This is a genomic window from Rhodococcus aerolatus (assembly GCF_054783215.1).
The window spans coordinates 12,522-35,320 of the sequence record NZ_BAAGQZ010000018.1 but is presented as its reverse complement, the minus strand read 5'-3'; the positions used below and the strand labels follow the sequence as shown (position 1 = coordinate 35,320).

Annotated in this window: 24 protein-coding genes; 10 read left to right on the top strand and 14 right to left on the bottom strand. The window is 76.0% G+C overall.

The genetic code is table 11. From position 1 onward, the window contains the following. The first annotated feature begins 17 nt into the window (after positions 1-17). A complete protein-coding gene (locus ACYVOF_RS07640) occupies positions 18-461 on the top strand; it encodes a protein-tyrosine phosphatase family protein (protein ID WP_460865277.1) in 444 nt (147 codons plus the stop codon). Here the strand turns inward: ACYVOF_RS07640 and ACYVOF_RS07635 are convergent. After that, positions 450-1,295 carry a LysR family transcriptional regulator gene (locus ACYVOF_RS07635; RefSeq protein WP_460865275.1) on the bottom strand — a complete coding sequence of 282 codons (846 nt, stop codon included), beginning with the start codon at positions 1,293-1,295 and terminating at the stop codon, positions 450-452. The two genes, ACYVOF_RS07640 and ACYVOF_RS07635, sit on opposite strands and share 12 nt — an antisense overlap. A 96-nt stretch (positions 1,296-1,391) precedes the next feature. On the opposite strand from ACYVOF_RS07635, the gene ACYVOF_RS07630 reads away from it, so the two are divergent. Then, positions 1,392-2,129: an SDR family NAD(P)-dependent oxidoreductase gene (locus ACYVOF_RS07630; protein WP_460865273.1), complete on the top strand. Its 738-nt coding sequence runs from the start codon at positions 1,392-1,394 to the stop codon at positions 2,127-2,129. A 7-nt stretch (positions 2,130-2,136) separates the two neighbouring features. Here the strand turns inward: ACYVOF_RS07630 and ACYVOF_RS07625 are convergent, their stop codons facing one another. After that, complete coding sequence (locus ACYVOF_RS07625; protein ID WP_460865271.1) at positions 2,137-4,218, bottom strand: NAD(+) synthase; 2,082 nt, start codon at positions 4,216-4,218, stop codon at positions 2,137-2,139. A 95-nt stretch (positions 4,219-4,313) separates the two neighbouring features. Between ACYVOF_RS07625 and budC the strand changes: the two genes are divergently transcribed. After that, on the top strand, positions 4,314-5,111 hold the full coding sequence (gene budC / locus ACYVOF_RS07620; protein ID WP_460865269.1) for a meso-2,3-butanediol dehydrogenase: 798 nt from the start codon (positions 4,314-4,316) through the stop codon (positions 5,109-5,111). A 9-nt stretch (positions 5,112-5,120) separates the two neighbouring features. Then, entirely contained in the window at positions 5,121-7,511 is a 2,391-nt protein-coding gene (gene pepN, locus ACYVOF_RS07615; protein ID WP_460865267.1) for an aminopeptidase N, read from the top strand. A 10-nt stretch (positions 7,512-7,521) separates the two neighbouring features. Here the strand turns inward: pepN and ACYVOF_RS07610 are convergent, their stop codons facing one another. Then, a complete protein-coding gene (locus tag ACYVOF_RS07610; protein WP_460865266.1) occupies positions 7,522-8,403 on the bottom strand; it encodes a GNAT family N-acetyltransferase in 882 nt (293 codons plus the stop codon). A 69-nt stretch (positions 8,404-8,472) separates the two neighbouring features. On the opposite strand from ACYVOF_RS07610, the gene ACYVOF_RS07605 reads away from it, so the two are divergent. Both ACYVOF_RS07605 and ACYVOF_RS07600 read left to right on the top strand, forming a co-directional pair. Then, positions 8,473-8,703, top strand: a complete 231-nt coding sequence (locus tag ACYVOF_RS07605; protein WP_460865264.1) for a hypothetical protein — start codon at positions 8,473-8,475, stop codon at positions 8,701-8,703. 12 nt (positions 8,704-8,715) lie between these two features. Continuing rightward, positions 8,716-9,732 (top strand): LLM class flavin-dependent oxidoreductase, encoded by a 1,017-nt coding sequence (locus tag ACYVOF_RS07600; RefSeq protein WP_460865512.1) that lies wholly within the window; start codon positions 8,716-8,718, stop codon positions 9,730-9,732. 16 nt (positions 9,733-9,748) lie between these two features. Here the strand turns inward: ACYVOF_RS07600 and ACYVOF_RS07595 are convergent, their stop codons facing one another. From ACYVOF_RS07595 to ACYVOF_RS07585, 3 genes are read right to left on the bottom strand one after another with little or no spacing between them, the layout of a single operon-like run. Then, positions 9,749-10,615, bottom strand: coding sequence for an LLM class flavin-dependent oxidoreductase (locus ACYVOF_RS07595; protein WP_460865263.1), 867 nt, complete (start codon positions 10,613-10,615; stop codon positions 9,749-9,751). A 55-nt stretch (positions 10,616-10,670) separates the two neighbouring features. Beyond that, entirely contained in the window at positions 10,671-11,504 is an 834-nt protein-coding gene (locus ACYVOF_RS07590) for a fructosamine kinase family protein (protein WP_460865262.1), read from the bottom strand. 55 nt (positions 11,505-11,559) lie between these two features. After that, positions 11,560-12,417, bottom strand: a complete 858-nt coding sequence (locus ACYVOF_RS07585) for an Fpg/Nei family DNA glycosylase (protein WP_460865261.1) — start codon at positions 12,415-12,417, stop codon at positions 11,560-11,562. A gap of 109 nt (positions 12,418-12,526) precedes the next feature. On the opposite strand from ACYVOF_RS07585, the gene ACYVOF_RS07580 reads away from it, so the two are divergent. After that, positions 12,527-13,039, top strand: coding sequence for a DinB family protein (locus ACYVOF_RS07580; RefSeq protein WP_460865259.1), 513 nt, complete (start codon positions 12,527-12,529; stop codon positions 13,037-13,039). A 6-nt stretch (positions 13,040-13,045) separates the two neighbouring features. On the opposite strand, the gene ACYVOF_RS07575 is transcribed toward ACYVOF_RS07580, so the two are convergent. Beyond that, on the bottom strand, positions 13,046-14,023 hold the full coding sequence (locus tag ACYVOF_RS07575) for an alpha/beta fold hydrolase (protein ID WP_460865258.1): 978 nt from the start codon (positions 14,021-14,023) through the stop codon (positions 13,046-13,048). A 108-nt stretch (positions 14,024-14,131) separates the two neighbouring features. Here ACYVOF_RS07575 and ACYVOF_RS07570 point away from each other — a divergent pair, with 108 nt between their 5' ends. Beyond that, the gene (locus ACYVOF_RS07570; protein ID WP_460865256.1) at positions 14,132-14,953 is read left to right on the top strand and encodes an alpha/beta fold hydrolase; all 822 of its coding nucleotides are present in this window, start codon (positions 14,132-14,134) and stop codon (positions 14,951-14,953) included. Between the two features lie 52 nt (positions 14,954-15,005). After that, the gene (locus tag ACYVOF_RS07565) at positions 15,006-15,536 is read left to right on the top strand and encodes a hypothetical protein (RefSeq protein WP_460865254.1); all 531 of its coding nucleotides are present in this window, start codon (positions 15,006-15,008) and stop codon (positions 15,534-15,536) included. Between the two features lie 30 nt (positions 15,537-15,566). Here the strand turns inward: ACYVOF_RS07565 and ACYVOF_RS07560 are convergent, their stop codons facing one another. The 7 genes from ACYVOF_RS07560 to ACYVOF_RS07530 all read right to left on the bottom strand — a co-directional run bounded on the left by ACYVOF_RS07560 (position 15,567) and on the right by ACYVOF_RS07530 (position 22,301). Further along, the gene (locus tag ACYVOF_RS07560; protein WP_460865252.1) at positions 15,567-15,944 is read right to left on the bottom strand and encodes a VOC family protein; all 378 of its coding nucleotides are present in this window, start codon (positions 15,942-15,944) and stop codon (positions 15,567-15,569) included. A gap of 23 nt (positions 15,945-15,967) precedes the next feature. Continuing rightward, entirely contained in the window at positions 15,968-16,756 is a 789-nt protein-coding gene (locus ACYVOF_RS07555; protein ID WP_460865251.1) for a CPBP family intramembrane glutamic endopeptidase, read from the bottom strand. Next, entirely contained in the window at positions 16,753-17,655 is a 903-nt protein-coding gene (locus ACYVOF_RS07550) for an NAD(P)H-binding protein (protein ID WP_460865249.1), read from the bottom strand. The genes ACYVOF_RS07555 and ACYVOF_RS07550 overlap by 4 nt, the downstream gene beginning before the upstream one ends. Before the next feature lie 61 nt (positions 17,656-17,716). After that, a complete protein-coding gene (locus ACYVOF_RS07545; protein WP_460865247.1) occupies positions 17,717-17,887 on the bottom strand; it encodes a hypothetical protein in 171 nt (56 codons plus the stop codon). 93 nt (positions 17,888-17,980) lie between these two features. Further along, positions 17,981-18,508: a DUF4240 domain-containing protein gene (locus ACYVOF_RS07540; RefSeq protein ID WP_460865246.1), complete on the bottom strand. Its 528-nt coding sequence runs from the start codon at positions 18,506-18,508 to the stop codon at positions 17,981-17,983. A 51-nt stretch (positions 18,509-18,559) separates the two neighbouring features. Beyond that, positions 18,560-19,753: an NAD(P)/FAD-dependent oxidoreductase gene (locus ACYVOF_RS07535; protein WP_460865244.1), complete on the bottom strand. Its 1,194-nt coding sequence runs from the start codon at positions 19,751-19,753 to the stop codon at positions 18,560-18,562. A 10-nt stretch (positions 19,754-19,763) separates the two neighbouring features. Further along, entirely contained in the window at positions 19,764-22,301 is a 2,538-nt protein-coding gene (locus ACYVOF_RS07530; RefSeq protein ID WP_460865242.1) for an AMP-binding protein, read from the bottom strand. A gap of 76 nt (positions 22,302-22,377) precedes the next feature. Between ACYVOF_RS07530 and ACYVOF_RS07525 the strand changes: the two genes are divergently transcribed. Further along, complete coding sequence (locus ACYVOF_RS07525; protein ID WP_460865241.1) at positions 22,378-22,767, top strand: DUF2237 family protein; 390 nt, start codon at positions 22,378-22,380, stop codon at positions 22,765-22,767. Positions 22,768-22,799: the final 32 nt, after the last annotated feature.

Below are 22,799 nucleotides of genomic sequence, written 5' to 3'. Positions count from 1 at the left end.
CTGCCTACCGTGCAGCGGTGGCCACGTGGGACCCCGACGACGCCGGCGTGCTGGCCCTGCCCTCCGGTCGGCTGGTCCGCGCCCGGAGCCTGCGCCGGCACCTGCCCGGGCCCGCCGCCGACCTCCACCTCGTGCTCCGGCTGACCCGGCCCGCCCCCGCCCCGGGCACCCGGTGGGTGCGGTGGCCGGACTTCGGCGTCCCCCTCGACCCGGTGGACGCCCGCGACGCCCTGCGCGACGCGTGGGGACGGCTCGCCGGCGCGCGCGTCGAGGTCGGGTGCCGCGGCGGGGTGGGCCGGACGGGCACGGCACTGGCGTGCCTGGCCGTGCTCGACGGGCTCGGGGCCGAGGGTGCGGTGCGGCACGTCCGTGCCCACCACCACCCCCGCGCGGTCGAGACCCCCTGGCAGCGCGGGTGGGTCGCGTCGTTCGCGCAGGCCGAGCGTGGGTCAGAGACATGAGGCCGTCCGCACCAGGCCGGCCACCCCGCGCGAGGTGGAGTGCGGCGGCCAGGCGATGACGGTGGTGACGGGCGGGGCGTCGGAGAGCGGGACCACGGCCACCTCGTCGCGGAGGTTGGCCCGCGCCGACTCCGGCAGCACCAGCGCCGTCCGGCCGAGGCGCACGAGCTGCAGCACCTGCGTCAGGTCCCGCAGCTCCGGGCCCGGACCGTCGGGGTAGCTGCCGTCGAGGTTGGGCCAGCGCGGGGCGGGAAGTCCGGGGATCGCGCTCGCCTCGGACACCGTCAGCGAGGTCCGGCTGCTCAGCGGGTGCCCCGCGGGCAGGACCAGGACCTGCTCCTCCACGAGCAGGGTCTCTGTGTCGAAGCCGCTGAGGTCGTCGAACGGCCGGTGCAGGATCGCCACGTCGGCGCGGCCGTCGCGCAGCATGACCGCCTGGTGCCGCGGCGGGCTCAGCACCACCTCGACCTCGACGGCGTCGGGCTCCGCGGCGTAGGCGTCGAGCAGCTTCGCCATGAGCTCGCTGGAGGCCCCGGCCTTGGCGGTCAGGACGATCCGGCCGCCGTCGGGGGCATGCACCGACCGTCGGGTCCGCCGCTCCGCCGCCTCGACCGCGGCCAGCGCGGCCCGGCCCTCCTGCAGCAGCGTCTCGCCGGCGCCGGTCAGCCGCACCCCGCGCGGCCCGCGGACCAGCAGCTCGACCCCCAGACGGCGCTCGAGCCGGGCGATCGCCCGGGACAGCGGGGGCTGGCTCATCCCCAGCCTCTCGGCGGCCCGGCCGACGTGGGACTCCTCGGCGACGGCGACGAAGTAGCGCAGCTCCCGGGTCTCCACGCCTGCGATGCTACGACCTGCCGTGATACCGGCCGGGTATCGGCTCGGACCCGATCGGTGTTGGAGGCCCGCCGCCCGCGTCCGCACCCTGGGGTCATGACCGGGAACAGCACGCAGCAGACGAGGACCGCCCTGGTGACCGGGGCCAACAAGGGGATCGGGTACGAGATCGCGGCCGGCCTGGCCCGGCGCGGCTTCCGCGTCGGGGTCGGCGCCCGCGACGCGGCCCGGCGCGACGACGCGGTGGCGAGGCTGCGGGCCGAGGGCCTCGACGTGTTCGGCGTCGCCCTCGACGTGACGGACGACGCCAGCGTGGCCGCCGCTTCGGAGCAGCTCGAGCGCGAGGGTGGCCTCGACGTGCTCGTCAACAACGCCGGCATCACCGGCGGCTCAACCCAGGAGCCGACCCGGGTCAGCGCCGCGCAGGTGCTCGAGGTCGTCGACGTCAACGTCGTCGGCGTCATCCGGGTCACCAACGCCGTGCTGCCGCTGCTGCGCCGGTCGGCGTCCCCGCGCGTCGTCAACGTGTCCAGCACCGTCGGGTCGCTGACGCTGCAGACCGCGCAGGCCGAGGCCGTGGGGCCGATCTCCGCGGCCTACTCGCCGACCAAGACCTACCTGAACGCCGTCACCGTGCAGTACGCGAAGGAGCTGGCGGGCACCGGCATCCTCGTCAACGCCGGCTGCCCCGGCTACGTCGCGACCGACCTCAACGGCCACCAGGGCCACCGCACGCCGGAGCAGGGCGCGGCGGTGTTCCTCGAGCTGGCCACCCTGCCCGACGACGGGCCCAGCGGCACGTTCCGCGACGAGACCGGCGTCCAGCCCTGGTGAGCCGCCGTCAGTCCCGGGGCACGCGCTCCAGCTCGGCCAGCCAAGCGGCGGCGTTGCCGTCGGACGGGGCGCGCCAGTCCCCGCGCGGGCTCAGCGACCCGCCGGCGGACACCTTGGGGCCGTTGGGCATCGCGGAGCGCTTGAACTGGCTGAACCCGAAGAAGCGCCGGCAGAACACCTCGAGCCAGCGGCGGATCTCGGGGAGGTCGTAGGCGACGTGCTTCGCCTCGGGGAAGCCGTGCGGCCACCGCCCGGCCGCCGCGTCGTGCCACGCGTGCCAGGCCAGGAAGGCCACCTTGGACGGTCGGGCGCCGTGGCGCAGCACGTGGAACAGGGTGAAGTCGTGCAGCGCGTACGGCCCGATGGTGTCCTCGGTGGACTGCACCTGCTCGCCGGGGACGAGCTCGGGGCTGATCTCGGTGTCGACGACGGCCTGCAGCACCCGGCCGACCTCGTCGTCGAACTGCCCGGAACCGATGACCCAGCGGATCAGGTGCTGCACCAACGTCTTCGGCACCCCGCCGTTGACGTTGTAGTGGCTCATCTGGTCGCCGACGCCGTAGGTGGACCAGCCCAGGGCGAGCTCGCTGAGGTCGCCGGTGCCGAGCACGATGCCGCCGCGCTGGTTGGCGATGCGGAACAGGTAGTCCGTCCGCAGCCCGGCCTGCACGTTCTCGAAGGTGACGTCGTACTGCGGCTCCCCGGCGGCGAAGGGGTGCTCCATCTCGGCGAGCATGAGCCGCGCGGTGGGGGTGATGTCGAGCTCGGCCGCGGTCACCCCGAGCGCGCGCATGAGCGCCCACGCGTTCGCCTTCGTGCCGTCGGAGGTCGCGAAGCCGGGCAGGGTGAACGCGAGGACGTCGCTGCGGGGGCGGCCGAGCCGGTCCATGACCTGGGCGGCGACGATGAGGGCGTGGGTGGAGTCGAGCCCGCCGGAGACCCCGATGACGACCTTGGGCCCGCCGATCGCGGTGAGCCGCTGGGCGAGCCCGGCGACCTGGATGTTGTAGGCCTCGTAGCAGTCCTGGGCGAGGCGGGCGTCGTCGCTGGGCACGAACGGGAAGCGCTCGAGCGGCCGGCGCAGCCCGAGGTCGGTGCGCGGCGGGTCGAGGGTGAAGGCGACGGTGCGGTGGCCCGTGAGCCGGTCGGCGTGGGTGCGGCGGTTGTCGTCGAAGGTGCCGGTGCGGGCGCGCTCGTTGCGGATCCGGTCGAGGTCGACGTCGGCCACCGCGCGACGGTCCCCGTCGGGGAAGCGGTCGGTCTCGTCGAGCAGGTCACCCAGCTCGTGGACCAGGGTCTGCCCGTCCCACGAGAGGTCGGTCGTCGACTCCCCCTCCCCCGCGGCGGCGTAGACGTGCGCGGCCAGGCACCGGGCGGACGCCGAGCGGGCCAGCAGCCGGCGATCCTCCGCGCGGCCCACGGTGATCGGCGAGCCGGAGAGGTTGGCCAGCAGCGTCGCACCCGCCAGGGCGGCGTCGGCGCTGGGGGGCACCGGGACCCACATGTCCTCGCACACCTCGGCGTGCAGCACCAGGCCGGGCACGTCGGTGGCCGCGAAGAGCAGGTCCGGTCCGAAGGGGACGTCCACACCGGACACCCGGATCGTGCCGCGCTGGTCGTCGCCCGGGGCGAGCTGGCGGCGCTCGTAGAACTCTCGGTACGTTGGCAGGTAGGACTTCGGCGCGACCCCGAGGACCGCGCCGCGGTGCACGACGACGGCGCAGTTGTGCACGCGGTGGCGGTGGCGCAGCGGGGCCCCGACGACGAGCACCGGCAGCAGGTCCGCGCTGCCCGCGACCACGTCGGCCAGGGCTGCCTCGACCGCGTCGAGCAGGACGTCCTGCAGCAGCAGGTCCTCGATGGAGTAGCCCGACAGCGTCAGCTCGGGGAACACGGCGACGGCGACGCCCTCGTCGTGGCAGGCGCGGGCCTGGCGCAGCACGGCCCCGGCGTTGGCGGCCGGGTCGGCCAGGGCGGTGCGCTGGGTGCAGGCGGCGACGCGGGCGAAGCCGTGGGCGTAGAGCGAGCGGAACCCGTCGGTCGACGTCGGCGGGGGGCTCGTCGGTGCGGGGCTCGGCTCGGGGCTCACGGGACCAGTGTCGCGCACGCGCCGGTCGACCGGCCGTCTGCGGGCGGGACCACGCGTCCTGGGTGCCGTCATCACCCGCGGGTGACACTGGCGCCATGACACCGACCGCGTCCAGCACGAGCACCTTCGACTTCACCGGCTCCGTCGTCCTCGTCACGGGGGGTGGCACCGGCATCGGCCGCGCCATCACCGAGGCGTTCCTGCAGGCCGGGGCGTCCGTCGCCATCACCGGCCGCCGCCGCGACAAGCTCGACGAGGCGCTCGCCGGGCACCCGGACGAGCGCACCCTGGCCGTCCCCGCCGACCTCACCGACGCCGCGCAGGTCCGCGAGGTCGTGGCCGGCGTCGTCGAGCACTTCGGGCGCCTCGACGTCCTGGTCAGCAACGCGGGGGCCTACGCCGGCGGGGACATCACCGAGGTCGACGACGACGACTGGGCCGCGATGCGCGCGCTGAACGTCGACGGCTTCTTCCACCTGGCCAAGGCCGCGCTGCCGCACCTGGAGGCCAGCGGCGGCAACCTCGTCGCCGTGTCGTCGGTGTCCGGCGAGCGGGGCGACTGGGGGCAGGCCGCCTACAACGCGACGAAGGCGTCGGTCAGCACGTTCGTCCGCTCGCTCGCCCTGGACTGGGGCACCCGGGGCGTGCGGATCAACGCCGTCGCCCCCGCCCTCACCGTCACCGACCTCACGCGGGCCATCGCGACGGACGACGACCTGCGCCCGCGGTTCGAGAACCGCACCGCGGTGGGCCGCGTCGGGCAGCCCGAGGACCTGGCCGGGCCGACGCTGTTCCTGGCCAGCGACGCCGCCGCGTACGTCACCGGGGTGGTGCTGCCCGTGGACGGCGGGACGATGGCCTCGACCGGGCAGGCGCACGTCGAGGGCCCGTAGGTTCGGGCCGTGAGCCTGACGCTGACCGAGGCCCGCGCGCGGGCGGCCGACCTGTCCGAGGTGTCCTACGCGGTGCACCTGGACCTCCGCGAGCCCGGGCGGGGGGACTTCGGCAGCCGCACCACCGCGCGGTTCACCACCGCGTCCGGCTCGACGTTCCTCGAGCTCACCGGGGCGTCGGAGCTGCGCCTGACGGTCGACGGTGCGGCGCGGGAGCCGGCCTACGACGGGGTGCGGCTGCACCTCGACCTGCCCCCGGGGCCCCACGAGGTGGTCGTCGACGCGCGGCTGCCGCTGGTCACCGACGGCGACGGGATGCACGTCGTCACCGACCCGGCCGACGGCGCCACCTACGTCAGCGCCTACCTGGGGATGGACGTCGCGCAGAAGGTGTTCTGCTGCGCCGACCAGAACGACGTCAAGGCCCCGCTCACCCTCACGGTGGACGCCGACCCCGCCGCGACCGTGCTGGCCAACGGCCGCGCCACCCGCGACGGCCACGACGCCGGGGACGGCCGCTGGGAGTTCGCGACCACACCCCCGCTGCCCACCGCGATGGTCGTGGTGTGCGCCGGGCCGTGGCACTCCCGCACCTGGACCCACGCCGGGCTGCCGTTCGGCTGGCACGCCCGGGCCTCGCTGGCCGCCGACCTCGACCGCGACTTCGACGAGCTGCGCGCCACCACCGAGGCGTGCTTCGACCACTACGCCACCCTGTTCGACGAGCCCTATGCGTTCGACTCCTACGACCAGGCCTTCGTCCCCGGGCAGAACTGGGGGGCCCTGGAGACCCCGGGCTGCGTGACCTACCGCGACGAGCTGCTGCCGCGCGGGCGCACCACGGAGGTCCAGCGCGGCGCGCGCACCACCACGATCGCCCACGAGATGGCGCACATGTGGTTCGGCGACCTGGTCACCATGACGTGGTGGGAGGACACCTGGCTGCAGGAGTCCTTCGCCGACTACATGGGCTACCGGGTGGCCGCGGACGCGTGCGGCCGCACCGACGCCCCGCTGCGCCGCGAGGTCCAGCGCAAGGTCACCGGGTACGACGCCGACCGCCGTCGCTCCACCCACCCCGTGGCTCCGCGCCCGGAGGACGTGCCCGACGTCGACGCGGCGGCCGGCAACTTCGACATGATCAGCTACGCCAAGGGGAACGCCGCGCTGCACCAGCTCGTGGTCTGGCTCGGCGACGCGGCCTTCCTGCGCGGGGTGAACGCCTACCTGTCGCGCCACCGCTTCGGCAACGCCACCCTCGACGACCTGGTCACCGCGCTGGACGACGCCTCCGACCGCGACGTCCGGGCCTGGGCGCAGGCGTGGCTGCGGACCAGCGGGCACGACACCCTGCGGGTCGACGGCGGCGCGCTGGTGAGCGACGGCACTCGGCCGCACCGGGTGGGGGTGGCGGCGCTGGAGCCTCCTACCGGACGGGTCGTCGAGCGGACGGTCGTCGACGTCCCCGCGGAGCTGCCGTCGTGGGCGGGTCTGGCCGTCGTCCCCAACGCCGGGGGTGAGACCTTCGCCCGGCTCGACCTCGACGACGCCACCTGGTCGACGGTGGCCCGGCACCTCTTGGCCGTCGACGACCCGCTGCTGCGCGCGGTGCTGTGGTCGACCGCGGCCACCCGGGTGCAGACCCGCACGGACCCCGCCGCGGCCCACGTCGCGCTGGTGGCGGACCAGCTGCCCACCGAGCCGCACTGGCTGCTGGTCGACGCCGTGCTCACCCGCACCCTGGGCCGCGTGCTGCCGCTGCGGGTGGCCGCGGACGACGTGGTCGAGGTCGAGCGGACGCTGGCCGCGGCCTGCGCGGACGGCCTGGCCCGCGCCGGTGACGACCCGGACCTGCTGGCCGCGTGGGCATCCGGGCTCGCGGCGACCACGGACGACCCCGGTCTGCTGCGCGGCTGGCTGGACGGTGGGGCCCCGCTGGCGCTGACCCCGACCCTGCGGTGGGCGGTCGTGCGGCGGCTGGCCGAGCTGGGCGCCGCGGAGGCGGAGGTGGTCGAGGACGAGCGGCGCCGGGACGGTTCGGTGCAGGGCGACCTCGGTGCGGCCCGGGCGCTGGCCGCCCGGCCCACGGCCGCGGCCAAGGAGCAGGCGTGGGCGGAGGTGGCCGCGCCCGACGTCGGCAACCGCCGGTTCGAGGCCGTCACGGCCGGGCTGTTCACGCCCCGCCACGCCGACCTGGTCCGCCCGTTCGTCGCCCGCTACCTCGCCGAGGCGCCGGGGTGGGCCGCACGCGGGCAGGCGTTCGCCCGCACCGTCGGTCGGGCGTTCCCCGCGGTGCCGCTCGACACGGGGCAGGTCGACGCGCTGCGGGCCGCGCTCGCCGGCGACGTGCCGCCCGTCCTGGCCCGGCAGTGGGCCGACCACCTCGACGACCTGGCCTGACCGTGTGTGATTACTGCACCCAGGACGCGAGGTTCCGTTCACGGTCGACCGGCAGCGACCAGTACTCGTCCGTCGCCGCCCGCTCGAACCCGACCGACAGGTAGAGCCCGAGCGCCCGGTCGTTCGTCGTCTCCACCTCCAGCGTGACCCGCCGCACCCCTCCGGCGCGCAGGTGGGCGCACGCCCGGCGCAGCACGTCGCGGCCGATGCCCCGGCCCTGCCACGCCGGGTCGACGGCGAACCCGTGCACCGCGCCCAGCGCCCCGTCCCGGGTCAGCCGCAGGCTGCCGACCACCACCCCGTCGCGGCGGACGGCCCAGGTGCGCTCGCCGTCCTGCTCGGCCGCCAGCTGGTCGGTCAGGTCGCGGGCGGGCTCGCCGAACCCCGCGGCGAGCACGCGGGCGACGTCGGCGGCGTCGACCACCCCGGCGGGGGCGAGGGTGGTGCGGGGGTCGGCGGGGCCGGGCGTGGGGTCGCCGTGCAGGGCCAGCGCGTGCTCGGCGTGGGCGGGGGTGGCGCCGCGCCGGCGCACCAGGGCACGGCCACCGTCGGAGACGCTGGGCACCACGACGAGCGCCCGGTCCAGCCCCTGCTCGGCCGCCAGCCCGACGGCCGCGTCGAGCAGGGCCGAGCCGATCCCGCGGCGCCGGGCGTCGGGCGCGACCATCCCGGCCAGCTCGAGCGGGTGGTCCCCGAACCGGTAGAGGCCGAGGAACCCGAGCAGCCGGCCGTCGTCCCACCACAGCAGGTCCTGCACGCGGTCGGCGGGGCGGGAGCGCAGCACGCCGTGCTCGAGCTTGAGCCGTCCGCCGTCGTGGGCCACCACGGCGCGCTCGAGGTCCGTGATCGCGGCGTGGGCGTCGTCGGTCAGGCCGCGGGAGCGTTCCAGCACGCGTCCAGCCCACCACGGCCGTCCACCGGGTTGTGCGGGCCCGGCCGGTCCGCGCGCGAGGATGGGCCCGTGACCGACGACGAGCTGCTGGTGGAGGTGGCGCTGACGCGCCTGGACCACCCCGGCCTCGAGCTCGACGAGCTGGCGGCGATGGTCGTCCGCCGGCACGGCCAGGACCTGGTGCTGCAGCTGGCGTCCGACGCCCTGGTCGTCCGCGGCGAGCTGCGCGGCGGCGCGTTCGAGTCGGCCGTGGAGCAGCTGGTGCGCATCGTGCTGCGGCTGCGCGACGCCCCGGACTGAGCGTCGGGCAGGCTGGTCCGCGTGACGCGACCCCTGCGCAAGCTCGGCTTCCTCACCATCGGCGTGTTCGACGCGGCCGATCCCGCCCCCGGCCACGAGGCGCTGCTCGCCGAGGTCGAGCTGGCCGAGCGCCTGGGCTACGACAGCGTGTGGTTCCGCCACCGCCACCTGCAGCACGGCGTGTCCTCACCCGTCGCGATCATGGCCGCGGCCTCCCAGCGCACGCGCCACGTCGAGCTGGGCACGGCCGTCACCCCGCTGGGACTGGAGAACCCGCTGCGGCTGGCCGAGGACCTGGCCACCGTCGACGTCCTCTCCGGCGGGCGCGTCAACCCCGGCCTGTCGACCGGCACCCCCATGGGGTGGGACCGCCTCAAGGACGTCGCGTACCCCGACACCGCCGACGTCGAGGACCTCGGGCCCGAGCGGCTCGAGCGGTTCCTGGCCCTCGTCCGCGGCGAGCCGGTGGCCGAGGCCGGCACGCAGGGCATCGAGGTGTTCTCCGACCACGTGCAGCCGCACTCCCCCGGCCTCGCCTCCCGCGTCTGGCACGGCGCGGCCAGCACGTCGTCCGCCGTGTGGGCCGGGGAGCACGGCCTGAACCTGCTCTCCAGCAGCGTCGTCCGGGCCGAGGGGGACGAGCCGGACTTCGCCGCGATCCAGGCCGGGCAGGTCCGGGCGTTCCGGGCCGCGCACCCCGACGGCGCGGCCGCCCGGGCGTCGCAGGGCCTCGTCGTCGTCCCCACCGACACCGCCACCCGCGCGCAGCGCGAGAAGTACGAGGCCTACGCCGCGGCCCGGCTGCCCCGCACCCGGGAGCCGCAGGGCCCGGGCCGGCTGCTGTTCGCCCCGGACCTCGTCGGCACGTCGGAGCAGATCGCGGCCGCGCTGGCCGAGCACGCCGGCTTCCAGGAGGTCGACGAGGTGGCGTTCGCGCTGCCGTTCAGCTTCGACCACGCCGACTACGTGCAGATCGTCACCGACATCGCGACCCACCTGGGCCCGGCGCTGGGCTGGTCGCCCGCCTGAGTCGCCGGGCCTGGGGTCAGCCGGCCCGCAGCGGGGTGAGGACCTGCTCGACGAGGCGGAGCACCGGCTCGGTCGAGCGGGGGTGGCCGGGGTCGAGGACGACCTGGTCGACGCCGAGCTCGTGCTGCGCGGCCAGCTCGTCGACCAGCCGCGCGGACGCGGCGTCGTCCTCGGGCAGCGCCCGCTCCAGGGTCACCGACACCTCGATCGCGTCCGGGTCGCGGCCTGCCTGCTCCGCGGCCGCCCGCACGATGCCCAGGCGACGGGTGAAGCCGTCCCCGGCGGGGCCGTTCCACGCGTCGGCGATGCGGCCGACCAGCGGCAGCCCCACCTTCTCCCCGGCCGCGCCGATGCACACCCGCGGCGGCGGGTCGGGCAGCGGCGGGGCGGCGGCGCCGTCGATGCGCCAGAAGCGGCCCTCGTAGGACGGGGAGTCCTGGGTCCACATCTCCCGGCAGATCGCGACGGCCTCCTCCAGCTGCGCGAACCGCACCGACGGCTTCGGGAAGTCGTAGCCGTACGCGGCGTACTCCTCCTCGCGCCAGCCCGCGCCGATGCCGAGGACCAACCGGCCGCCGCAGAGGTGCTGCAGGGTCGCGGCCATCTTCGCGAGCAGCGGCGGGTACCGGTAGCCGACGCCGAGCACGTGGTGGCACAGCTCGACGTGGTCGTGGCGGGCGGCCAGCCAGGTCAGGGTGGTCCAGGCCTCGAGGAACGGGTCGGTGGGGACGTCCATGCCGTAGAAGTGGTCGGCCAGCCACAGCGCGTCGAAGTGCGGCAGCGCGGTCGGCAGGATCTCGGTGTCCTGGAACGCGGCGATCGGCCGGCCGTCGCTGAACCGGTTGCCGATCGCGGGGGAGAGCCAGCCGAAGCGCAGGGTCATGGGCGCGATCGTCGCACCTGTGCCCGCACCCTCGCGTCCTGGCTGCAGCCGTCACTCACAGGTAGCGGCGGACGGCGGACAGCACGCTCGCCCGGTACCCGCCGAACGCGAGCTCGTGGAACAGCAGGGTGTGCACCTGGTGCAGGGCCGTGCGCTCCCGCCAGCCGTCGGCCGGGCCGTGCGACTCCGCCCAGGCCGCCTGCACCCGGGCCAGCTCGGGCAGGCCGAACAGCGCGAGCAGGGCGAGGTCGGTCTCCGGGTGCCCGCCGTGCGCCGCGGGGTCGACGAGCCAGGCCCGGTCGGGCGCCCACACGACGTTGCCCGACCACAGGTCGCCGTGCAGCCGCGCCGCCGGCACGGGGTCCCCCGCGACGTCCTCGAGCCGGGCGTCGAGCCGGTCCAGGGCGTCGTGGAGCTCCCGGTCGGGGGGCAGCAGCGTGAGCAGGTGCGCGGTGCGCGCCCGCCACAGCGACGGCCAGTCCGGGTACGACGCCGCCGGCAGCCGGACGCTGCCGAGGAACCCCCACTCCGGGCCGCCCGGCGGGACCGCCCCGAACGCCGGCGCGACCGTGCCGTGCAGCACGGCCAGCTCGCGGCCGAACCGCTCCGCCGAGGACGACGACGGACGGCCCGCGGGCACGGCGTCCATGGCCAGGGCGGTGCGCGTGGTCGCGTGGACGGTCGGCACCGGGGGCCCGCCGTCGACGGCCAGCCAGGCCAGGCCCGCCGCCTCGGCCTCGACGAGCCCCGGGGCGGGGTCCGGGTAGGACTTCACGACGCGGTCGCCGCCCGGGGTCTCGACCCACCAGGCGTCGCCGAGGTCGCCGCCGGACATCGCGCGGGCGGACGTGGCGTCGGGCAGCAGCGCCCGGACGGCGTCCGGCGTCACGGCCGGGCCCACTGTGAACGGAACCTCGCGTCCTGGGTGCAGTAATCACGCACGGCTAGCGGAGCAGCTTGCTCATGCGGCGGTCGGCGAGGACGCGGCCGCCGGTCTGGCACGTGGGGCAGTACTGGAACGAGCGGTTGGTGAAGCTGACCTCGCGCACCGTGTCCCCGCACACCGGGCACGGCAGGCCGGTGCGGGCGTGCACCCGCATCCCCGAGCGCTTCTCGCCCTTGAGCCGCGCCGCCTCCTGCCCGGCCTGCTTGTCCCGCGCCGTGGTCAGCACGTCGACCACCGCGGTGTGCAGCGCCACCACCTGCGGCTCCTTCAGCGTGGCCGCGGTGGCGAACGGGGACAGCTTCGCCACGTGCAGGATCTCGTCGGAGTAGGCGTTGCCGATGCCGGCGAGCACGCGCTGGTCCACCAGCAGGGTCTTGAGCCGCGTCCGGTGCGCGGCCAGCAGCGCGGCGAACGACCCGAGGTCCAGCGACAGCGCGTCGGGTCCCAGCGCCGCCACCCCGGGCACCTGCTGCGGGTCGGTCACCAGCCACACCGCGAGCCGCTTCTGGGTGCCCGCCTCGGTGAGGTCGAACCCGCCGCCACCGGACAGGTGCACCCGCAACGCGATCGGCGACTTCCCGCCCGGCCGCGGCGGCACCGGGCTCAGCGCGTCGGACCAGCGCAGCCACCCGGCGCGGGAGAGGTGCACCACGAGGTGCAGGCCCTCGCAGTCGACGTCGAGGTGCTTGCCGTGGCGGGTGACGTCGGTGACCAGCCGGGCGGAGAGCTCGCTGACGGGCGGGTCGAACGTCTTGAGCACGTTGAGCGCCGCGACGTCGACCCGGCCGACCATCGACCCGACGGCGTGCGCGCGCAGGAAGCCCGCGAGGGCGTCGACCTCGGGCAGCTCCGGCACGCCGACCAGTCTGGCCCACCACCACCGCCGACGGCAGGTCGGGCAACGGACGGGAACTGGCCGCAACCCCTCCTACCGTCGTCCTCACCGACGACGAGAGGACCCCCCGATGACACCGACCGAGCCCACCACCGAGCGCGACGACCTGCTCGAGACCCTCGGCAAGCACCGCTTCTTCCTGCGCCACACCGTGCGCGACCTGACCGACTCCCAGGCCCGCAGCCGCCCGACGGTGAGCGCGCTGACCCTGGCCGGCCTGCTCAAGCACGTCGCCGACACCGAGGCCGGCTGGGCGCGCTTCGCCGAGGGCGACCCGGGCGGCATGGCGGCCGGTGGCGAGGTCGACTGGTCCGCGGGTGACCCCCGGTTCGTCCTCGGCGCGGGCGACACCCTCGCCGCCCTGCTGGACCGCTACACGCAGGTGGCCGCGCGGACCGACGAGCTGGTGCGCACCCTCGACCTCGACACCACCCACCCGCTGCCGGAGGCGCCGTGGTTCCCCCCGGGCGCGGCCTGGTCGGTGCGCCGCGTCTGGCTGCACGTCATCGCGGAGACCTCCCAGCACGCCGGGCACGCCGACATCCTGCGGGAGTCGATCGACGGCGCCCTCAGCATGGGCTGAGCGCGGCTAGCCGTCGCCGTGCGCGCGGACGGCCTCGCGGACCACCTCGGGCGTCATCTCCCCGGGCTCGGTGGTGGCGAGGAAGTCGAGCAACGCGCGGGCGACGGCCGACGCGTCGTCCCACCACGGCACGTGCCCGGCGCCGGGCACCACCTCGAGCCGGCCCCCGGTGATCTCGGCGGCCCGGTAGGAGTGGTGCGGCGGGATGACCGTGTCGCGGTCGCCGACGACCACGAGGACGGGCAGCAGCCGGGCCAGGTAGAGCCGGTCGAGGGCCTTCGTGCGCTGCCCCCACAGGTCGACGCTGGTCTTGACGGTGGTGACGAAGGAGCGGGCGGCGTCGGCCTGCGACATCCGCACCCAGCCCGCGACGGCCTCGGCCACGGGCAGCGGCAGGGTCACCCCGGCCGCCTCGAGCGCGCGCACCGCACCCTGGGCCAGCGGCGCGGTGACCCGGTTGGCCCCGAGGGGGATGACGCGCTGGCTCAGCGGCAGCGTGGCCAGCCGGATGCCGAGGTTGACCCCGCGGCCGAGCCCGCCCGAGGAGATGAGCACCAGCCGCTCGGTGAGCTCGGGGAACAGGTAGCTGAACTGCATGGCCACCCCGCCGCCGAGGGAGTGCCCGACGACGGTCACCCGCTCGTGGCCCAGCAGCAGCACCAGGTCGCGGACGTAGGCGGCGAACGCGGCGGTGGAGTAGTCGCCGCGGGGCTTGTCCGACTCGCCGTGGCCCATGAGGTCGGGGGCGATGACGGTGTGGTGGCGCGCCAGCTCGCTGAGCAGGGGCGACCAGGTGTCGGCGTCCCCGGCCAGGCCGTGGACCAGCACGAGGACCTGCTCGCCGTCGCCCGCGGTGAGGTAGCGGACGCGGTGCCCGTGCAGCCGCACGTGGACCGAGCGGACCTCGACGCCCGAGCCCTCCGGGGGCAGGCCCCGCAGCGGGCGCGTCGGTCGGGTGCTCGTCGGCTCCGTGGTCGTCGTCACGGTCATCGACCGTAACCCGACCGCTCGTGGACCACCCAACCGGTGATCCACCCCGCCCGGCGCCCCGTGGTCACGCCGGGGGACGGACCCGTCTGGTGTGATCACGGGGTGGCGCTGGACGGCAGGACGATCGGTGACGACGGTCCCCGCGCGGTGTTCCTGCACGGACTGTTCGGGCAGGGCCGCAACTTCACCACCGTCGCCCGGGCCGTGGCCGAGCGCGGCTGGCGGGTGACGCTGCTGGACCTGCCCAACCACGGCCACTCCCCCTGGACCGAGCGGGTCGACTACACCGACATGGCCGACGCGGTCGCCGCCGAGCTCGAGGGGCTGGGCGCGCGGGACGAGCCGGTGCGGCTGCTGGGCCACTCGATGGGCGGCAAGACGGCGATGATGCTGGCGCTGCGCCGCCCGGAGCTGCTGGCGGGCCTCGTCGTCGTCGACATCGCGCCGGTCGACTACGGCGGCACGGGCGGGACGGACGGCGACGAGATGGCCGGCTACGTGGGGCTCATGCGCGGGCTCGACCTGGCCGGCCTGAGCACCCGGGCCGACGCGGAGGCGGCGCTGCGCGAGGGGGTCCCGCAGGACTCGACGCGCTCCTTCCTGCTGCAGAACCTGGTGCGCGACACCCCCGACGGCGGCGGCCCCGGGTGGCGCTGGCGGCTCAACCTCGACGTCCTCGACCGCGACGTGCAGCGCCTCGGCGGGTTCCCCGACCCCGGTGGGGCGACCTACGAGGGGCCGGTGCTGTGGATCGCGGGGACGGACTCCTCCTACGTGCGCGACGAGCACCGCGCGCGGATGGTGGAGCTGTTCCCGCGGGCCCGGCTGGTGCGCTTCAAGGGCGTGGGGCACTGGGTGCACGCCCAGGCGCCGGAGCTCTTCGTCGACACCGTCGGCCGCTTCCTGGAGACCACCCGCCCCTGACCGGGTCCCGCCGCGCTGCCCGGCCCCGGTGCGGCGGTGTGTACTGGCCGTCGTGATGGCCAGGACCGGACCCCGGGGCGGGGTGACGGTGCTGCTCGCGGCGGCCGGGCTCTACCTCGGCCAGGTCTGCGTCGTGGTGCTCTCCCTGCCCGCGGTGCTCTCGCCGCTGGTCGGCGTCGGGGTGGGGGTGCTGCTGGGCCGCTACGTGGAGGTCAACCGGGAGCGCACCCTGGCCGACCGCACCCGGTGGGGTGGGCGCGAGGACGACCTGCGGGCCATCGCCGAGCAGGTCGACGCCGGCCGGGCCCCGACGTCCGACCCCACCAGCCGCGAGCTGGCCCGGCGCTACGCCGCCGACGAGGCCGAGCTGGGCCGCTTCACCCGGCGCCTGCAGGGCGCGCTGGTGCTGCTGTTCGTCGTCCCGTCGCTGCTCGTGCCCACCCGGGGGGACGCCCCGCTGGTGGAGGTCGCCGCGGTGGTCGCCGTGGTGGTCGTGGCGTGGACGGTGTGGCACGGCTGGGTGGTGCCGCGCCGCTACGAGCGGGTGGTCGCCTTCCTCGACGCGGCCGGGCCACCTCGCTGAGACCGGCCCGGCCCGTCCTGCCCGGCCGTCCTAGCCGGCCGCGACCTCGGCCACGGTGCGGCTGAGCAGGCAGAACTCGTTGCCCTCGGGGTCGGCCAGCACCACCCAGGACACGTCGTCGGACTGCCCGACGTCGACCCGGCGCGCCCCCAGGGCGAGCAGCCGGTCCAGCTCCTCGGCGGTGGTGCCGCCGTCGGCGCGCAGGTCGAGGTGCAGCCGGTTCTTGCCCGCCTTGGCCTCCGGGACCCGGAGCAGGTCGATGCGGGGGCCGACCCCGTCGGCGGGGCCGATGCCGACCCCGTCCTCGTCGGAGTCGACCACCTCCCAGCCCAGCACCGCGCACCAGAAGCGGGCGAGCGGGGCGGGGTCGACGGTGTCGATGGCCAGGACCACGAAGCGGCTCGTCATGCCAGGTGATCCTGCCCCGGACCTCAGGTCGGTGGGGCGGGGACCTCGAGCTCGGCGGAGTCGGCGAACAGCGGCGGCAGGAAGCGCAGCATCAGCGTCGACCAGGTGAGGTGGGTCAGCATCGGGGCCTGGATGCCGCCGGAGGCCCGCCGCTGCGCCCCGAACAGCGCGCCCATGACGGCCGAGGCCAGCACCAGCGACGGGTTGCGGGTGGCCGTGGTGGCCAGCGCGTAGATGGCGGTGGACTTGAGCACCGGCTTGTGGACGCCCAGCGCGGCGTACAGCGCCCCGCGGAAGAAGACCTCCTCGGCGGCACCGTTGGCCAGCGTCGTCAGGTACACCAGCGGCTGGTTGCCCTGCTGGGCGTAGCGCAGGATCTTGGCCACGGCCCGCTCCAGGGGCGGGATCTTCCGGCTGACCAGGGCGCCCGCGTAGAACACCGCGAACGCGCCGGCGCCGAGCGCGACGGGAGTCAGCACGGGCCGCTTGAGCGTGTCGTCGGGGGACTGCATCCAGCCCAGGTGCAGCGGCCCGGAGGCCACCCCGCCGGCGATCCAGGTGCCCGCGACCCCGAGGGTCAGCCCGTAGAACTCGGCCGAGGCGGGCTTGGTGGACAGCGAGACGCCGAGCAGCCCGGCGCCGGCCACGGACACCCCGGCGACGACCTTGCGCCGGCGGGCGAACGCCGCGTCGCTCTCGCGGTGGTCCCGCGGCACCTTGTCGACGAGCCAGTGCGGCAGCGAGCCCGCGGCCCGGGTACGCACGCGGTTGGTGCGCGACAGCGGGCCCGCCCGGTCGACCAGCGGGCTCATGACGCCGCCGCCCGCAGCGCCGCGGCGCGTTCCCCGAGCGCGGCCAGCACCTGCTGGTCGTAGTCCATCGGCTCGAACGGGACGAGGCGCCGGATGCTGTCGTCCTTGACCACCACCTCGTTGCTCATGGAGTCGATGAGCGAGCGGCCGGTCTGGGTGTCGACGTCGGTCACCAGCGACAGCCAGTGGCTCGACAGCGACGGGCTGAGCACCGGCACCGGGATGATGAGCATCCGCCGGCCCTGGATCACCCCCACCCGCCGCATCATCTCCAGGTACTCCAGGACGTCGGGGCCGCCGACGTCGAAGCTCCGGCCCTTCGCCTCCTCCAGGCCGAGCACGCCGACGAGGTAGCGCACGACGTCCGCGACGCCGATGGGCTGGGTCTTGGTGTGCACCCAGCGCGGGGTGATCATCGCGGGCAGGTGGGCCACGAGCTGGCGGGTCATCTCCCAGGAGATGCCGCCGTGGCCGACGACGATGCCCGCCCGCAGCGCGGTGACGGGGACGCCGGTGGTGCCCAGCAGGCGCTCCACCTCGCGGCGGCTGCGCAGGTGCGCCGACAGGTCGTCGTCGTCGTCGCCCAGCCCGCCGAGGTAGATGACCTGGGTCAGCCCCGCCTGCGCCGCGGCCTCGGCGAAGGCCTTCGCCGCCGCCGCGTCCTGCTTCTCGAAGTCGGCGCTGTCCAGGGAGTGGACCAGGTAGTAGGCGGCCTCGCAGCCGTCCACCGCCGCGGCCAGCGAGCCGGGGTCGTCGACGTCGCCGAACACCGCGGTGCCGGCGCCGTCGTAGGTGTCGGGGTGCCGCGTCATCGCCGCCACCTCGTGCCCCGCCTCCTCCAGCGCGCGGCACAGCCGGGACCCCACGAAGCCGGACGCACCGGTCACCAGTACCTTCACGCGCCCCAGCCTGCCCGCTCCGGGCGGGCGGTGCAGCCCCGGCGGTGCGGTCCCGTCCCGCTCACCCGGCCCGGCGGGCGCTGGACTCGCAGCCGCAGGGCGCGGCGCGGTGGACCTTGAGGGAGAACCGCGGCGCGGTGCACCGGGTGCCGTGCCAGGTGTGCCGGCACTGCTCGCAGCGCGGGTACCGGGGCACCGGCCGGTGGGCGTTGAGGTTGATGGGCTCCGCCATGACCCCCATGGTCCTCAGCGCTCGCCACTGCGCGAATCGGTTCGCGGCGCAGGTCACAGGGGGTGTACCCGACGTCACAGGGACGCGGCGGGGCTACCGGTAGCGCTGCGCCAGCCGCGGGAAGTGCACGGCGAGGTCCTCGGGCTCGTCGCTGAGCTGGGTGCCCAGCGGCTGGTCGTCGGGCTCGTGGCGCAGCACCCGGTCGGCTGCGGCGGCGTCCAGCGGGTGCCCGGTCAGCCCGGTGTGCACCGCGTCGGCGGTGTCGGCCCACTCCCGGGCCAGCAGGGCGCCGTCCTCGGTGAGGTCGTCGTCGGTGTCGGCCAGGGCGTCGGGGTCCTCGACCACCGCGTGGAACACCTCGCTGCCCTGGGCCACCACCCAGGAGCGGACGTCGGTGAAGGTGTCGTCGCGCACCTCGCCCAGCACCAGGTCGGCCGCGCCCCAGTGCGCCCAGGTGTACAGCGCGTGGTTGGCCTCGGTGAGCAGCGCGTCGAAGCGGGCCACGTCGTCGGGGTCGAGGCCGCTCAGCGCCGTGTGCAGCGCCTCCGCCTGCTCCTCGAGCCGGCCCCCCGCCTCGGCGCGGGAGCTGTCGATGAGGTCCCAGAACCGCTGCTCGTCCACGGCGCCGACCCTGCCACCTGCGGACGGGACCTCGCGTCCTGGGTCCAGCAGTCACGCCCGGGGCAGGGGGCCGCCCTCGGAGACCAGCGTGGTGCCGCGCTCGAGCTCGTCGTCCGCCTCGTAGGTGAGCACGCCGACGGTGACGCCGCCGCGGCCGTACCAGACCGCGAAGGAGCTGTCGTGCTCGCCGGCGGAGGAGTCGACGACGACCTCGTCGAAGCCGTCGCCCCACGCCGCGTACTGCAGGGTGCGGCCGTTGATGCGCGTCCAGAAGTAGGGGACGTCGGTCCAGGTGGTGTCCGCGCCCGCGGCGACGGCCCCGGCGACCTCGCCCTGGCCCTGCGCGTCGATCCAGTGCTCGGTGGGCACGGGCCGGTCGGCGGTGGCGTTGTGGGCCAGCGCCACGTCCCCGGCGGCGAGCACGGTCGGCACCGAGGTGCGCAGGTGGGCGTCGACGACGACGCGGCCCTGGCGGGTCTCGAGGCCGGCGTCCTTGGCCAGCTGGGAGGAGGGGGCGGAGCCGGTGGCGGTGATGACGAGGTCGGCCGTCACCGGGTCGCGGCCCTGCAGGTGCACGGTGGTGCCGTCCTCGATGCCCTCGACGGTGACGCCGCCGAGCAGGGTCACCCCGTCGTGGGTGAGCCAGTCGGCCAGCTGCTGCCCGACGTGGTCACCGAGGCGCTCGGCCTGCGGCACGTCCTCCATGCCGATCATGGTGACGTCCTTGCCCAGGGAGGCGGCCAGCGTTGCCGCGGTCTCGCAGCCGATGAAGCCGGAGCCGATGACGACCACGGAGCGGGCGGCCTCGACGGCCTCCTTGAGCTGCACGGCCTGGGCCAGCGAGCGCAGCCGCAGCACGGCGGGGTGGTCGCCGCCGGGCACGGGCAGCGCGGCCGCGTCACCGCCGGTCGCGAGGACGAGCGTCTCGTAGCCGACCGTCTCCCCCGAGGCGGTGGTGACGGTGCAGGCGTCGGTGTCGACGGCGCTGACCGGGTCCGACAGCGTCACGGTGACGTCGTTGCTCGCGTAGAAGTCGTCGTCCTCCAGCGGCAGGGAGGGCACGTCGCGGTCGCCGGTGAGGAAGAACTTCGACAGCGGCGGGCGGTCGTAGGGCGGGGTGTCCTCGCCGGTGATGAGACGGACGGCGCCGGTGCCGCCGTGGTCGCGGTAGCCCTTGACGGCGGAGAGCGCGGCGGGTCCCCCACCGACGACGACGAGCGAGGCGGTCTCGTGAGCAGAAGTCATGGTCGCGACGCTAGGAGCGGGCCGGGGTGATCGCAGCGCGAGCCGTGCGGGGACCACGGCGGGCCGGGACGAGCGTGGCGCCCAGCGCGCGCGCCCGGGCCGCGGGCCGCAGCCGGGTGAGCAGCGCGGTCACGGCCACGCCCACGGCGAGGCAGGCCGCGACGACCACGAGCGGGGGGACCCCGGCGGCCAGCAGCGGGGGGAAGACGGCGTGGTGGGTCAGGTAGACCGCCAGCGACGCACCCGCCAGCAGCCCCAGCGGGCGGACCGCGACGCGCGGCACCGGCACCCCGGGGGCCAGCAGGGCCAGCACCCCCGCGGTCGCCAGCCACGGGGCGGTGCTGCCGGGGGCGGCCAGGAACGGCGGGACCAGGGCCAGCACCGCCGCGGCGACGACGAGGCGCTGCCGGGTGGTCGCGGCACGCTCGACGGTCCACCCCAGCGCGACGAGCCACGCCACGAGCCACGGGCTGAACAACCGGCCGTCGAAGGGGTCGTCGGCCACCACGAGCAGGCGCCAGCCCCAGGCCAGGGCCGTCGTCGCGGCGAGCACCGCGAGCGCCGCGCCGAAGGGCTGCGCCCGTTCGGCCCGGCGGAACGCGGGCACCGCCCACAGCGCGGCCACGGCGAGCAGCACCTGCGGCAGCGTCTCGACGAACCAGTACCCCCACGCCTCGGGGTCGAGGACCACGTTGACCAGCAGCGCGTTCACCGGGTCGACGTCGGGCTCGGTCAGCGAGCGCAGCCCCACCCACAGCGCGGCAGGCACGGCGACGTGCGCCGCCGAGCGCAGCACGGCCCGGGAGCGGCCGGGCAGCCCGGGCCGCAGCACCACCCGGGCCAGCACCCAGCCCGAGACGGCCAGCAGCAGGTGCGCCCCGCCGAGGACGTGGACCAGGCCCACGTGGGAGGCGACGATGGTGAGCACGGCCAGGGCGCGCAGCACGAGGGCGGGCTCGACGACGGAGACCCGGCCGCGGCGCGGGGTGAGGCGCTCGAGCTCGGCCAGCGGGGTGTCGGCCCAGCCCGCGGGCACCCGGCCCAGCACCCGCTCCAGGCCGACCGCGGTGCGCACGTAGCTCAGCGAGTCCCCGCCCAGGCTGGTGAAGCTGGCGTCGCCGGGCAGGTCCGCCTCGTCGAACACGTCCTCCAGCACGCCGCGCACGGTGGTGGGCGTGCGCTCGCGCCCGGCGCCCAGCGCGGCGACGGCGGCGTGGTCGACCTTGCCGGCCGCCGTGCGGGGCAGCTCGGCCACCGCGACGGCCCGCAGGTGGGCGGGCGGCAGCCCGGTGCGCGCGGCCGCGGCGGCGCGCACCGGGGCGGGGTCGTCGCCCCGCACCGCGAGCACCAGCCCGGCGGCCGAGCCGGCGACCGCCACCGGCGCCCCGGGGCGGGAGAGGTCGCGGGCGAGCTCGTCGAGGTCGACCCGGATGCCGAACGGCTTGACCACCCGGTCGCGGCGGCCGGTCACCTCGAGCAGGCCGTCGGGCCGCAGCCGTCCCCGGTCGCCGGTGACCAGCTCGGTGACGTCGCGGCCCCGGGCGAGGTCGGCGGGCCCGGTGGCGTAGCCGAGCATGACGTTGGGGCCGCGGTAGACGACGTCACCCGTGCCGTCGGGCCCGGGGTCGCGGACCTCGAGGCTGCCCCCGGGGATCGCCACCCCGACCGCACCGGCCGCGGCGGGCAGCAGGTGGGCGGGCAGGTGGGCCATGCGCGCGGTGGCCTCCGTCTGGCCGTACATGACGACGAAGCGCCAGCCCGCCCGGGCGCCGAGGCCCGCCCACCGGCGCACCGCGGCCGGCTCCAGGCGTCCCCCGGCCTGGGTGACGTAGCGCAGGGTCGGGAGGGTGCGGTCGGCGAACCCGGTGCGCTCGAGGAGCTCGAGGGTGTGGGGGACGGCGTGCAGGCTGGTGGCGCCGGCGGCCGCAGCGGCGTCGACGAAGCCGGGGTCGGCCACCGAGCAGCCCGGCAGCCACACCGCCGCGCCGGCCAGCAGGTTGCTGGTCAGCACGGACAGGCCGTAGCAGTAGTGCAGCGGGAGGGTCAGCGCCGCACGATCGGTGGACCGCACGTCGAGGACCTCGGCGATGGCCCGGGCGTTGCTGCGCAGGTTCTCGCGGGACAGGCGGACGGTCTTCGGCGTGCCCGTCGAGCCCGACGTGGGCAGCAGCAGGGCCAGCTCGGGGTGCAGGGCGTGGCGCGGCGGGGCAGTGGCGGGCGTGCGCAGCCGCAGCGCCCCGGACGGCTCGAGCACGGCGTCGGGGTCGTAGGTGGTGACGAGGTCGCGCAGCCGGGCGGGGTCGTCGGCGGGGGCCAGCAGGACGACGTGGCCCGCGGCGAGGGCGCCGAGCAGCTGGGCCACGGTGCCGGGTGTGCTCCGCGCGGCGACCACCACCAGGCGCCGGCCCGGGCCGAGCGCGGCCCCGGCTCGTGCGGCGCGCTGCGCCAGCTCGGCGTGGGTGGTCGTGCCGTCGGGCGTCAGCAGGGCGGGGGCGTCGCCGCGGCGGCGCAGGCCGTCGAGGAGGTCCGTCGGGTGCTGGGCGGTCACCCCGTCATTAGATGAGGCTGGCCTAACCCGACGCAAGCCGTCGACGCGGCGCACCTCCGTGCGGGAGGCTGCGGGCATGACCGAGGGACGCAACGTGCTGGGGGGCGAGCTGGCCGAGTGCGGCCGCGACCCGGTGACCGGGTTCTACCGCGACGGCTGCTGCACGGTGGGGCCCGAGGACGTCGGGGTGCACGGTGTCTGTGCCGTCGTGTCCGCGGAGTTCCTGGCCCACCAGCTCTCGGTGGGAAACGACCTGCAGACCCCGCGCCCGCAGTACGGCTTCGCCGGGCTCACCCCGGGCGACCGGTGGTGCGTGGTGGCCGCGCGTTGGCTGCAGGCGGCGCAGGCCGGGGCCGCGGCCGGGGTGGTGCTGGCCGCGACGAACGCGGCGGTGCTCGAGGTGGTGCCGCTGGAGCTGCTGCGCGAGCACGCCGTGGACGTGCCGGACGACCTCAGCGCGCTCTAGCCCTGGCGCTCACCGCGCCGGGCGCACTTCCC